General features: G+C 39.8%; 9 protein-coding genes and 2 pseudogenes. 2 read left to right on the top strand and 9 right to left on the bottom strand.

Going from position 1 to position 13,002, the window contains the following annotated elements:
* Window positions 1-98 precede the first annotated feature (98 nt).
* The 4 genes from BM265_RS18440 to BM265_RS18425 all read right to left on the bottom strand — a co-directional run bounded on the left by BM265_RS18440 (window position 99) and on the right by BM265_RS18425 (window position 4,084).
* Window positions 99-1,103, bottom strand: coding sequence for a tyrosine-type recombinase/integrase (locus BM265_RS18440; protein WP_074963112.1), 1,005 nt, complete (start codon window positions 1,101-1,103; stop codon window positions 99-101).
* Window positions 1,100-2,077, bottom strand: coding sequence for a tyrosine-type recombinase/integrase (locus BM265_RS18435; protein ID WP_074963111.1), 978 nt, complete (start codon window positions 2,075-2,077; stop codon window positions 1,100-1,102). The genes BM265_RS18440 and BM265_RS18435 overlap by 4 nt, the downstream gene beginning before the upstream one ends.
* On the bottom strand, window positions 2,074-3,306 hold the full coding sequence (locus tag BM265_RS18430) for a site-specific integrase (RefSeq protein ID WP_074963110.1): 1,233 nt from the start codon (window positions 3,304-3,306) through the stop codon (window positions 2,074-2,076). The genes BM265_RS18435 and BM265_RS18430 overlap by 4 nt, the downstream gene beginning before the upstream one ends.
* A 145-nt stretch (window positions 3,307-3,451) precedes the next feature.
* Window positions 3,452-4,084 carry a DDE-type integrase/transposase/recombinase gene (locus tag BM265_RS18425; protein WP_207647015.1) on the bottom strand — a complete coding sequence of 211 codons (633 nt, stop codon included), beginning with the start codon at window positions 4,082-4,084 and terminating at the stop codon, window positions 3,452-3,454.
* A 534-nt stretch (window positions 4,085-4,618) separates the two neighbouring features.
* On the opposite strand from BM265_RS18425, the gene BM265_RS18420 reads away from it, so the two are divergent.
* Both BM265_RS18420 and BM265_RS18415 read left to right on the top strand, forming a co-directional pair.
* A complete protein-coding gene (locus tag BM265_RS18420; RefSeq protein ID WP_074963405.1) occupies window positions 4,619-8,062 on the top strand; it encodes a BspA family leucine-rich repeat surface protein in 3,444 nt (1,147 codons plus the stop codon).
* 16 nt (window positions 8,063-8,078) lie between these two features.
* Complete coding sequence (locus BM265_RS18415; RefSeq protein ID WP_242940905.1) at window positions 8,079-8,576, top strand: hypothetical protein; 498 nt, start codon at window positions 8,079-8,081, stop codon at window positions 8,574-8,576.
* 323 nt (window positions 8,577-8,899) lie between these two features.
* Here the strand turns inward: BM265_RS18415 and BM265_RS18405 are convergent, their stop codons facing one another.
* The 5 genes and pseudogenes from BM265_RS18405 to BM265_RS21140 form a co-directional block, all read right to left on the bottom strand.
* A complete protein-coding gene (locus BM265_RS18405; protein ID WP_081358525.1) occupies window positions 8,900-9,961 on the bottom strand; it encodes a glycoside hydrolase family 11 protein in 1,062 nt (353 codons plus the stop codon).
* Window positions 9,962-10,586: 625 nt separating this feature from the next.
* Window positions 10,587-11,126: a hypothetical protein gene (locus BM265_RS18400; RefSeq protein ID WP_074963404.1), complete on the bottom strand. Its 540-nt coding sequence runs from the start codon at window positions 11,124-11,126 to the stop codon at window positions 10,587-10,589.
* A complete protein-coding gene (tnpC, locus tag BM265_RS18395; protein ID WP_074963403.1) occupies window positions 11,116-12,627 on the bottom strand; it encodes an IS66 family transposase in 1,512 nt (503 codons plus the stop codon). The genes BM265_RS18400 and tnpC overlap by 11 nt, the downstream gene beginning before the upstream one ends.
* Before the next feature lie 92 nt (window positions 12,628-12,719).
* Window positions 12,720-12,884: pseudogene (gene tnpB / locus BM265_RS21145) on the bottom strand (IS66 family insertion sequence element accessory protein TnpB); the annotation flags it as partial.
* A 47-nt stretch (window positions 12,885-12,931) separates the two neighbouring features.
* Window positions 12,932-12,997, bottom strand: a pseudogene (locus tag BM265_RS21140) (hypothetical protein); the annotation flags it as partial.
* Window positions 12,998-13,002 lie beyond the last annotated feature (5 nt).

Here is a 13,002-nt window from a genome sequence, read left to right as displayed (position 1 = left end):
AGATTTAATGTTAAGAGGCAGTTAATGTAAAGTCAGCCATTACAAGGCGGTTTTTATTAGCATCGCATCAAAACTGACTTTACATTAACAAGAGAATGCTACCCCAATGCATCAAGGAACGATAGCAAATCGTCTTTCTTCTCCTCGGAAAAGAAATCGAGACTTTCCGGTACTGTTTTCTTAGCTATCGACTCAATTGCTTTTCTTGTGACTTCAGGATTTGTAGTAAGATAAACCTGAGTGGTTGCTATTGATTCATGTCCCAAAAAATCTCGGACATTATAAATATTTACGCCATTATCCACAAGGTGTGTGGCTTTACTGTGACGCATCCTATGTGGGTAAACAGAACCGTCTATAATGCCCGGAACAGTTTCGTTCGCTATTTTGGAGTATTTTCTTATGATATACCGTATACCTTGCCTTGTTAGTCTATCACCTTTTCTGTTACAGAATAAAGGAGACTCAGGTGTAAGGCGATATTGCCTGATATACTTTGAAACGATCTTTTCGGTTTCATCCAGCAAAGGAACAGATCGGTGCTTGTTCCCCTTTCCATGTACGTAAATTCTGCAGCATCGACCGGGTTGGAAGTCCATAACATTCAGAGCAATGATTTCCTGAACCCTACAGGCAGAATCGTATAGTAAAGATAGAATCGCCAAGTGGCGCAGACCTTCGTCAGATGATGCATCAATTGAAGAAAGTATCTGCTTTATACCATTCATGGACATACATGCAGGAGTTTTTTTATCTTCCTTACCAAATGGTATACCAAGTATCTTACTGCATTGCCAGGAATGCTCCGGTGAAATCATCATTACATACCGGAAGAATGATTTTAAATGCGCCAGCCTTACATTTTTTGTAGATATCCCGTTATTTCTAACACTTGAAAGCCATGTAAGGAATTCGAGTATCATTTCGTAGTCAATTTCATTGATAGACTTCTTTGATATATCTCTGTTGGATTCTGACATAAATGTAAGCAGCAATCTAAAAGTGTCCCTGTATGATGAGATTGTGTTTTGCCCATAATTATGCTGTTTCATCAGGTATGACATAAAGTATCGCTGTACATAAAAAGAAAAATCACCACTCATATTTTCACCTCCGGGAATAAACTCCGTAGGGAGGATTCTTTTTGCAAGAGATACTCATGATCTTGCTCAGTAAAATGAATGTATTTTTCTGTATCCAAATAGTTCACATGGCCGACATATGCAGCCAGTATTGGAATTGCAGTATAAATATCCATTCCGCTTTTTAGCATTTTTTCCAAGCTTCTGGTGCAGAATGTATGGCGGATGGAGTGAATATTGGGTGTTTTTCCGGACGCTGTACATATACCGGCTACCTTAAACATTTTGGGAAACATGTATTTCATGGCATCATATGTAAGATGTCCACCAGTATATGAGGACGTAAAAAATGGTTTGTTTCCATAAGCCATATCAATGTTTTTGGCATAGTCCCAGATAATTTTTTTCAAAGATTCAGATACGGGGATATATCTTGAAACACCATTTTTACCATTGATCACATGAATTATGCCGTTTAATGGGTCGACATCATCCCTGGTCAGTGCAAGTGTTTCGCCTATACGCATTCCGGTGCCTATAAGTATTCTAACAAGTACGGGATATACCAGTTTATGAGTGTTGGATCTTCTTGCTGTAGGGAGCGTATCGGCTGCATTAACTAGTCGCTGAAGTTCTGTATCACTGAAAATATATGGGCGAAATTCACTTTTTACCGTCCGCATATACTTTCGCGGAACATCGACTGCATCAACTCCGAGAAGTGCCACAAAAGAACAGAACTGACGGAGATTCGATACTATGTATTGGCGTTCTAATTCGCTTAATCCATCATGTGGAGCCAGTAACTCCTCAACCATTTTGGTGGATATAAGGTTTTCATGGTAAGAATTGAGCGAATTATTCAATTTCCTTAAGCGAATCATTGTTGAATGAGCGACTTTTTCGCCTTTTCCACGCTTGAACTCTATGAATTTTTCAAAGTATGGTTTGAAGAAACCTTCTTCAAATTTAAGAAATTCCTTGTCATTGATCATTTTTTCGGCACCTCCAATGCTGCTATCCGGAGATGCTCAATATCTGACCAGACATATGTTTTGGTGGATGCTGCAGATGTGTGACCGAGTATGACTGCGATCTCATTTACCGGAATCCCTGAACTTAAAAGGTTTGTTGCCAGACTATGCCTAAGAGAATGCAAACCATGGTGCTTTCCTTTCGTGTCAACACCTGCGATCTCGAAGTACTTAAAAATCTTGTCGCCAAAATGATCATTCATTGAGTATGGAATATACGGTTTTCTTAGTCTTATGAATAAATTCCGACTGTCTGAATTGTGGCGAGCATTCTTGATATAGTCAAGAAGTGCGAAAAGAATCTCATCTGTCAGAGGAAATGTAACCTCTCTGTGAGTCTTGTACTGTGTAATAGTTATAGATCGGCTTTTCCAATTTATGTTTTCAAGAGACAAAGCCTTTATGTCACTTGAACGAAGACCATATACACATGCAAAAAGCATCATAAGATATATTGTTTTTCCCCAGGGAGTACTCCTGTCAACCGCATTCATAACACGTCGCACTTCATCTGCCGTGTAAATGGAAGGCAGCCTTTCATGCTTTCTTGAATGGATCCCTGTCAAGAATGGGAAAGGATCAAATGAAAGCATTTCCAAGAATACATCATAAGAAAAGAAGTTCCTGAGAGTATATAAAAGAGAGGCCTTTCCCTGTGATGAATATCCATTATTTAGTGAGGATACAAAGTCTGCAAATAGTTTTGGGGTAATGCTACCCAACGCTGTGCATTGTCTTCCCGCCAAGAAAACAAAAAACACTTTCATTCGTCCGGAACGCGTATATATTGTACCATTGCTCTTTTGATCATTTCTCATAAGGATTTCATATCTTCTGAGGATAGTTTGGTATGGTACCGGACAGACTGATCGATAGTTAAGATACCTGCGTTTTGGCTCGTTAGCAGTAATAATGTCTTGGATCATCCGAATGGCTCGTGCACTGCGTTCTTTATATTTCGATGGCGGTGATTGAAAAGGCGGCACACCTATAGTCAGAACATAGTACTCTTGGATAATTGATTCAGGGGATGAGAAAGCTTCCTTATTTCCTGCGTAGTGCTGAAAATCATCAGCTATTCGGATGTAGGTCTTGGCTGTTTCAGAATCAGCTCCGTAGTTTTGTATGATGTATTCCCGAAAAAATTGAATCGCATCATACAGTGTCATTGCACAATTGGAATCAATCATGATAATTTCTCCTTTCTAAGATTGATTCCATTATATCATATTAATGTAAAGTTGAAAAACAATTATCGTTATATTTGTGGACTTTAGATACTCCACTTTACATTAACTGCCTCTTAACATTAAATCTCTAATGTTAAGCTTAACATTAGAGATTATCCGGGACAAGAACACGAGTCACACCACCGAAGTATTCATAAGCATGAACATGGCACATCAGCCAGTTTTCCTGCTTCATATCTGTACAGGCTTCCACATAGAGATAACCGCTGCACGGCAGCGCAGCAACAAAAAGATAAGCCTTGTACTCTTCACCTGTGATCGAATCATAATACGGAATAGTTCCGCCCGCCCAGTCCACCTGCATGGTATCTCCGGGCTTGTGCGTAACACGCATGGTCGCTTTAGTCACACGAGCCCAGCGGCGGTATTTGTCACCAAACTGCGTACTCATGTAAGGCTTCTCACCGTTTGCGTAGGCACGCTCACAGTATTCCTGCCAAAGCAGTGTGAGGGTAACACCTTTCTTGGACAGCTCGCGATGGATGTAGGTGTAGTCGATGGCAGCATATACCTTGCCTGTGGTGTTGTGCTTTTCAGAAATCATTTCATCAAGCACAGAATCAGTTACATCATCGTCAAGCGGCCACGAAATATTTAACTGCTCTGCTTTTTTCAGCACTTCGCTGACGGTGTTGCGTGAGGCTTTAGCTGCGGATGCGATGCTGCGCTGGCTGTATCCAAGCGACTTAAGCCTCAAAATTTCCCGATAGTTTGTCATATCAGGACCTCCTAATATCAAAGTCACATCATGAGATGTGCTTTTGATATTATACCATTTTTCGCAAAGTGGCTCTACTCTCCGTGAGGGTGGCTCTCAAGCTGCGGTAAGGCGGCTCTGAAAGTCCGTGCAGATGGCTCTGGAGGGACGGTATATACACCGGTGTTAAGATTCTAAATTGAGTTTCAGATAGTTGCACAAGTGTCACAGGGGAAGGTATGGGCAGGGTGACGAAAAATGTCAAACGGCATTATATCATGGAATTCTGTTTATATAGTTTTTAATAGATAAATGCTTTGAAGTATAATATTTAAGTTAACCAGATTAAGATTTGATTACTGCTTATTGATTTGTTTTTTTATATTTACACTTAAATGCAAAGTAGAGATTAATATCATTATATTTTTGTAGAGAAGGAATGAAAGGGAAAGAAGAAAGTTCCACTGGTATTGACAACACTATTAATGTGTGATAATATCAATATTGTGAGTATTTATCATATTCAATGTACTATATTATTTAGGAGGGCATAAAATGCAAGGGAAACGATTTTTGGCGATAGTATTGTCATTATGCATGCTATCGGGAACTGTAAGCAATAGTGCGCCAGTTATAACACATAGCATTACCGCACAGGCTGCTAATGCCAGTGGGGATTGTTATTCTTTTAATGCGGCAACAGGTGTACTTACACTCAAAGGCAAGGTCGACGGTGATATTTTAAGAGAAAGCGAATTACAAGTATACCTTGCGCAAAATGTTAAATCTGTTGTAGCTGCATCTGGAACAGTTCTTCCCGAAGATAGCAGTCGTCTTTTTTATCAATATGTAAATTGTACTTCTATTGATCTTTCGAAAGCAGATACAAGTAAAGTCAAAGATATGAACTGCATGTTCTATGGATGTACTAATCTAACTTCACTTGATATTAGCAGATTTGATACAAGCAGTGTTACAAATATGGCTTGTATGTTCTGCTGCTGCTCCGGCTTAACTTCACTTGATGTTAGCAGATTCAAAACAAGCAATGTTACAAATATGACTTGTATGTTCTGGGGTTGTTCAAGCCTGAAAACACTTGGTTTAAGTGGATTTAATACAAGCAAAGTTACAACGTTCGACAGTATGTTCTATGGCTGCTGCAGTCTAACTAAGCTTGATCTGAGTAGTTTTGATACAAGCAAAGTTACAACTATGAAAAATATGTTTGGCTATTGTGGAAGAATTAAAAATCTTGCTTTGGGCAAAAATTTCAAAAATATTGCAACAGAAGCAAGTCTTCCTAACGGCAACGGCTGGGTAAATGTTAATGATCCCAAAACTGTTGTTAGTGGCAGTGAGTCATATGCAAATATTGAAAATGGCGGCAATAACATTTATAGAAACCCCATTGCTTGCATTAAAGGCGATGTCAATGTCGATGGTGTGGTTAATTCAGATGACAGAGATCTTCTGCAAAAGTGGCTCGTTAATATGGTGAGTAACAATGAACTGGATCTGGAAAACGCTGATGTTAACTATGACGGTAAGGTCGATATTATGGATCTTGTCGAGCTGAGCAGACTTTGTAAGCAGAATACTAACTCGGAGTCCGGTTCTTCAGACGGAAATACTTCGGCTGAGGAAAAGACAACTGAGCACATCGATGCGGGTTCGGAAGTCCTTTCAAAAATTAACACCGATGACAACGCTTTCGAGGTTTCCCTTGATATAACAGCTTCAGGCAATGCGATTTCTTCACTAAATGTCGATGAAAGCGGATATTCAGGTGTTATTGAAAGTGATATGGTTGTCGGAGTTGTTCCTGAGTTTGAGTGTGAAGAAGGCGCTGTGATCGATAATGTAACGCTGAATTTCGATATCAAGGACGACTTCACAGACAACACTAATGGCAAGTATGCTGAGGTTTCAGATGCTTTTGACGGCATAAATAGATTAAATGTTTTCAAATATTATGATGATATTGGTATGCTCCTGCCTGTTGAAACGACTTGCGAAAACAACAGAGTCACTGCTGAAGTTGACGGACTTGGTACATACTGCCTTGTAGATATGGAACAGTGGTTTGAAAATCTGGGCATCGCACCAGAGGAATTACAAACTGTGAATACTTCGCCAAGTCCTGTTGGTATGTTGGGTGTACCAATTAGTGCTACTGCGCTGACTGGTGCCAAGAACACTTACAATACTCCTATTGATGTGGTGTTCCACGCTTATGCAAAGGGTACTGACAACCAGAATAAAATCGAAGATGCTATCATGGATACAGCGACTAGTCTTTTTAATGAGTATGGCAGAAATGGAAATGTACGTATTTATGTAGCTAATTATAGCGGAACTCTTGGCGTAACTGATCAAAAGATCAAATATGCAGAAAATGAAGAAGAGCTGCAAGAAATACTGGATAGAATATTGCCTGTAGCTTCTAGTATTTCTGCAAGTAGTCTTAAATATCAGACCCATTTGAGTAGTTTGATGACAAACTATAGCAATTGTATGAGAGAGAATGCCGATCGGTATTATGTATTTGTCGAAAAAACTGCTATTAATGTTAATGCTACAGAAGGTGTTATAACTGATTTACTTGATCAAAATAATATGACCGCAGTAATGATATCTTCGGATCCTTATGCTACCGTGACAAAAAATACAGGCGGAATTAGGATCAAGTCTAAATATGATTTTGGTGAAGAAACTTCTAATTTTATTATAGGTAAACACGGAAAAAATCCAAATGAGTTTCTTACTGTTCTTCCTAATAATTGGAAAAAGATACATCTGAACGAAGATTCTATCACGAATGATTATATAGTATATTACAACAAACATAACGGTGACGACAGTCAGTTCAACTTTTCCGATTATCCTGATTTCGATGGAGATGGACTGATTGATCTGCAGGAGCTGGATTACCGTCAAATAGAGTGGAATTCTAATGGTCATGCTATTTTACGTACTATTCCGGAAATGGAAGAATACTATAAAAAAGATATGACGGCTCTAAAAAAATCATTTATTAAATATGGTGCCGTAGATTGGAATATGTTCGATAAAATCAAGTTGCTCCCTGTAATATCCGATCCAACTGAAAAAGATTCTGATGACGACGGTTTTACAGATGATCGTGATGCTAATCCTTTAGAGCAACCGCCATATTTTGATATGCTAAAGGAAGTTGACGATTTTGATAATGATTCACTCATTAAAGAAATGAGAAAAGAACTTGATGAAGGATTTTTAAATGACCAAGCCAAAGTGGTTAGTTATGCAACAGCTGATTATTATCCAGCCGATATAGATAAGAAGACACTTAACGAGTTATATGGATATGTTGATTTTCCGGACGATATACTTAATGATCTCAAATCTGAACGTAAACAAGCAAAGGCAGAATTTGCTACTCTACCACAAGGCGGAGTATTTGGTGAAGCAGCAAGTGCAATGGATTGGTTTTTAGATAATACTGGAAAAGATAGAGAACTTAGTAGTCTTGAAATTAGATCATTTTTACTAACCAATTCTGGTTCGTATCGTTATCAAGTAGCATTATCTGCTGTAGCTGATTATGCAAAAAATGTACTAAAAGATGGAGATGCTGTTATTTTAGCTTCTAAGAAAGCATGTATTTCATTTAGAGCTTTAGACGGTGACGTTAAGATTTGGAATCCGCTTTTAATGGTTAATGAAGCGAATTGGTTTTGTACAATTAATAATGCTAGTGGAGCTGTAATTGCTAAAGTCAAAAGAGTGGGCGATACTTATACTATGGAATATACATACAATGTAATTGATTATTATGATTGGGACATAGATAAAAACTTTACAACATTAGATATTCCAGTTCTGAAATTATTAGCTATTAATGATTGTGAATTTGCAAAAATGCATTTAGCCGGTATCGCAAGGTCATACTTTCAACACGGTAAAATATCAGGCAAATGTAACTTCGGTATAGATACAGATCCACTAGTTTTTTAGTAATTGGAGGTAACATGTGTTAAGATTAAAAAAAAAGCATATTATTAAAATTATTGTTTTAGCAATAGTGTTATATTTTTCTGGTTCTATTGTTTATAGCATTTATAATAATACCCGACTGCACGAAAAAACAACGTTTACCGCTCAGGAAACAAAAACCCTGTGGTCAAGAGTGGGCATGGATTATGTTGATCTTGATATAAGCAAAGCATATTTTAATAGAGAGCTGTTTGTTATATCAGAAGGATTTGACAGCGTTGACGCGCAGATCGAATATTTAAAACAGTTTGAAGGAAACGAGAATGTTCATGCAGCCGAAACCTTCAATATAGTCACTCCAACTGGTCATGAAGACAAGAAAATCTTAGAAATATTCGATATAAAATGTGCTGATAAAGGATATTTTACTAATTGTTACACGTACGAAGAGAACGGAAAATACTACCTGGAATTTTATGTTCGAGAAGCCAGAGGTCGTGATTTATATGAGATGTTTGGTTTTTCTAAAAAATAATGCTTTATATTGCATTGAAACATTAAGCGTTGAACCTGTTTACAATCGTTTTCTCCCCTGCGGCTGAAGCAAACTGTTCTGTTAAAACAATGATAAAGACCTCCTGTGGTATAATAGCCATAGGAGGTTTTGTCATTATTCAGTATTCATTACCAACTGACCACACCCAAAGTTAGGTCATTTTTTGTTAATAAAACGTAAGCGTATAACCCCCCGCGTCATACATAAAGCCGCACAATTCATTACACAACAAAAACGGATAGCCCGCTTGTTGCAGACGGCTATCCGTTCTGGTTTATAAAATTATTTTGCTGATGGAACTATCACTTTACAGTAAAAGTCACAGCGTTTTTGATAGCATTTGCGGTGTCCCATTTGCCGTCAACTTTTGCAGCGATAGCGACCTTGTAAGTCTTACCCGGGGTGAGATTTTTGGGAGAAGTGTAAACTGTATCGGTGATATTCTCCTCCTGAACTCTCCACTTGCCTGCCAGATAAACAGCTACGCCGTAACTGTCAGCACCATTTACAGCGTCCCAAGTAAATCTCATCTGCTTGTACTGGCTGTTGTATTCCATATTTACGTTCTGAACGGAATTATCTTCAGGGTGATGGTAGCCACCGCCGATTACACGCATATTCATAGTAAGTTCAGCCTGACCATCGGACTCCCAGCCTTCAATGTCGAAAACACATTCGTACAGGTTACCCATCTTCATACCCAGGTTCTCCCAAGCCTTGAAGTGATCTAAAACGTTGACGGTGCCCTTGGTTCTTGTGTTCTGACGGATGCTGATATACTGTGTGAAACTCTTATTGTCTTCGATGGTATAGTTATTTCTTGAAATTGTGTAAACCTTGTATTCACCGCCGTCGATATTTACGGAACCCTTATACTCTGCAGAAGGAACCTGTGCAGGAGACCAGTTCTTACAGTCTTCAATGATGTAGTACTCTACCAGAGGATTCTGCGCCCAGCCGTAGATACCGATCATGGCGTTACCGGATGAACCTGAATACCAGATGCAATCGTAGTCACAGTATATAGCACTATAGTCTTTGTAAGTATTGGGATTATTCAGACCCCAGTAAATACCACGATGAGCAATGAAGCTACCTCTTGAGCCGTTAGGTCCGCATTTCCACTGTGCGCCGAAACCACCGTCATTATCGTGCAGTGTCATTGTAGAAGAATTAGGGGTATCTGTCTGCCAGATCTCGTGGTGGTAGTCGTTGTACCAGCCAACTTCCTGTGTGTGTGAAGGGCTGGCCGTAAGTGTCTTATCGGCATAAGCTGTGATAGCAGGTGCAACTGCAGACAGAGGCGATACTATCACCATACCGGCAACAAGAGCGCCTAAAACACGTTTTAAAACATTCTTCATAAGCTATTCTCCTCTCGTTCTAACAAAGATTAAAACTATAAACAGATACTTAAATGATACAGCACATTGACCCTTTCGGCTCAATGTTAACTGCTGTATTATTTGATTATATTTTATAATTTTTTAGTGATTGGTTCTAATCAAATTTTGCTTATTATCATTTTGACAATGCCAAAAATTGCTATTTATCACCTTTTAGTCATCAACTATTTACTTTTTAGATTATAATTACCACAAATCTTTTAATCATTATAAGATAAGCGTTTAACACATAAAACCCCAGAACTGCGCAGTTTCACAGGATCGATAGCATAGAAAATGTATGTTCACAAACAAGGATCTGTCTGACATTAATGCAATTTTTCTGTCATAAATTTAATATTTTTTGCGCTAATATTGATAAGTTTAAAATCGTACATCATTCACAAAGTATGAGTTGTTTGTGATAAAAAGAAGGCTTGAAAGAGAAATGTCGTAAGCATAATATCTCGCACACCTAAAATTAATACCCTGCAAGGGATCAACATCCGTATATATCGCTTACGAAGTAACGGAATAAAAGTAAGCGTATAACCCCCCGCATCATAAAAGCAAACAGCCGGGCAGATAACACCCGGCTGTAACATCATATTCTGGCTTTGATTTCTCCATTTCTCTTTGCGTCCATGTATATTTCTTTGAAATCAGCTTTGCTGTTCGGACCGAATATGATCGGCATAACAGATACCAGGCCATCGGAAATGATCGCATTTTTAAATGGCAGAAGCGTTGCATCAAGCAAAGTTGGCATCGGTGCATTTCTCAGCATTTCCTCCCAACTGCTGACAATGCCGTTTACAAGAAAAACAGAATTGTCATCGATCGATATAAATACCGATCCCTTTTTCAAATGTCGCTCAATGATAAATCTGCCGGTGATGCACCCTTTCCAGCTTTTAAGTATCTCCATGTGTTCTTCGGGCAGATCCGATCGCTCAAGATAATCATCAATTATCCATGTTCGTTCCCATAAAAAGTGGGCAACCTCCGCAGCGTCCTGTGGGTCGATCATTCCTTGCCCGAAATAATCTTCCTCAGGAAGTATATGATATTCTCTGTTCACATAGTCAAGCAGTGGAAAAAACAGTTCATAAAACAGCTTTGCATCTTCATTACTAAGTTTCATTTTCTTCCCTCCATGGTAATAATATCGTTCCCGCAGGCTGTGAAAACAGCTCGGTCAGGTATTTCTCAGCATCGATCCCGTTAGCCTGAGCTGTTGATATGATCGAATACAGCGCCGCGCTCGCTTTCGCTCCGTTGGCTGTGTTGCTGAATAGCCAGTTGCGTCTGCCGACAGCAAACGGTCTTATCGCATTCTCAGCCCTGTTGTTGTCAATAGGAACATCTCCGTTTTCAAGAAACGTGTAAAGATATTTCCGTTCGTTCAGAGCATATCTCACCGCATCTGTCAGCTTGCCCTTACCGCTGACCTGAACAGTTTCAAGCCACGCAAAAAACTCGTCAAGCAAAGGCTTTACCTTCGCAAGGCGCTGTTCATATCTGTATTCTGCGGAGCTGTCGGCAAGCAGACTTTCTTCGTGATATATCTTGTTGAAATATTCTACTGCCTTTGCCGCAACAGAAGTGTTGTGCAGCTTTTGGTCGTTCGGAAGAGCCTGAATAAAACCACGCCTTGCATGAGTCATACAACCGCATCTTTTCGCGCCCTCTACCGCGTTGTAGGCATCGTATCCGTCACAGATAAGATATCCGATAAATCCTTTCAGGAAATTCGAGGCGTGCTCACCCTTTCGTGTCGGCTGATAATCGAAAATGATGATACTGCGGTCGTTCATCTTGCCATTGCAGTACACCCACATCCTCGATACCGATGTGGTTTTTCTGCCTTCCTCGTGAAGGACTTGCACTGTTGTCTCATCTGCGTGGATCATCTGCCCTGCGATAAGCATCTCATGCATTTTCTCCACGATCGGCATACACCATTTTTCAGCGGCTGTACCTACCCAGTTTGACATCGTAGCTTTCAGCAGAGGAATTTTCTTTGAATTAAAGTCCTTTTCCTGACGGTGCAGGGGCACAGATTTCGCATACTTTTCGTAGATGATATGAGCCAGAAGTTCGGGAGAGCAATAGCTTCCCGGGATCATAGCGTGAGGATATGGCGCACGGATGATATGACAAGGTTCGTCCCTTTCTTCGGGCTTTTCTCCGCACTCGGGACACTTGTACTTATGTACTATATGCCTGCGGATATGATATTTTGGCGGCGTAAATACAAGTTCATCGTAAGCCTTTTCGGGAGTCAGTTCTTCCATTTCGGCGCCGCATATTTCGCATACCGGGTTGTCAATTTTGTGATGTTCTTCTTTTACAGGCAGATTGCTCATCCATTCATCGTGAGTGCGTTTTTTCTTGCGTTTGTGTTCGGGAACAGTAACTGTTTCGGCAGATTTAGCTGCGGATTTTTCTCCGTTATTACCAAACATGGAAAGCTGAACACCGAATTCCTTTTCCATAACAACAGATGTTTGCTCTGTTTTTCTTCCGAATATCTGCTTTCTAAACCATTCAAGCTGTTGATTTGCCAGTGCGAGTTCTTCTCTGAGAACAGCATTTTCATTACGGAGCGATACGATTTCCGATGTCATATTCTGTTCGGACATAAAGCACCCCTCCATTCGTGATGATACATTTATGATACCACGAAAAGAGGGGCTTTTCAAGCACATATTCTGAATATTTCAGGGGCTTTATCTTAATACAAAGCACCGGGTTTTCCCTCACGGATAGCTTTCGGCTGTTCGATCTTCAAACCTTCCAGAAGCCAACGTATCTGCTGCGATGTAAGCAAAAGTGCTTCTGATTCACTGCGCGGCCACTGGAATCTTCCGTTGTCAAGTCGTTTGTACAACAGCAGAAAACCGTCGCCCTCTTATCCGAATATGCGGATAAGCCCTCCCAAAGCAAACCTTTGATCCTGTCACAGCGTCTTCCGCAGAATAAAAACAACGCCTTACTGAAAGGATCGAGCAGAAGCT

Origin of the sequence: Hominimerdicola alba (assembly GCF_900112155.1) — a bacterium.
In the GTDB taxonomy this organism is placed as follows: domain Bacteria; phylum Bacillota; class Clostridia; order Oscillospirales; family Ruminococcaceae; genus Hominimerdicola; species Hominimerdicola alba_D.
The sequence above is the reverse complement of the archived record's forward strand: the minus strand, read 5'-3'. Positions and strand labels throughout refer to the sequence as shown.

What these genes read in the sequence shown, in the direction of transcription:
- BM265_RS18440 (WP_074963112.1), bottom strand. Translation starts at nt 1,103, where the DNA reads ATGAGTGGTGATTTTTCTTTTTATGTACAGCGATACTTTATGTCATAC.
- BM265_RS18425 (WP_207647015.1), bottom strand. Translation starts at nt 4,084, where the DNA reads ATGACAAACTATCGGGAAATTTTGAGGCTTAAGTCGCTTGGATACAGC.
- tnpC (WP_074963403.1), bottom strand. Translation starts at nt 12,627, where the DNA reads ATGTCCGAACAGAATATGACATCGGAAATCGTATCGCTCCGTAATGAA.
- BM265_RS18435 (WP_074963111.1), bottom strand. Translation starts at nt 2,077, where the DNA reads ATGATCAATGACAAGGAATTTCTTAAATTTGAAGAAGGTTTCTTCAAA.
- BM265_RS18400 (WP_074963404.1), bottom strand. Translation starts at nt 11,126, where the DNA reads ATGAAACTTAGTAATGAAGATGCAAAGCTGTTTTATGAACTGTTTTTT.
- BM265_RS18420 (WP_074963405.1), top strand. Translation starts at nt 4,619, where the DNA reads ATGCAAGGGAAACGATTTTTGGCGATAGTATTGTCATTATGCATGCTA.
- BM265_RS18405 (WP_081358525.1), bottom strand. Translation starts at nt 9,961, where the DNA reads ATGAAGAATGTTTTAAAACGTGTTTTAGGCGCTCTTGTTGCCGGTATG.
- BM265_RS18430 (WP_074963110.1), bottom strand. Translation starts at nt 3,306, where the DNA reads ATGATTGATTCCAATTGTGCAATGACACTGTATGATGCGATTCAATTT.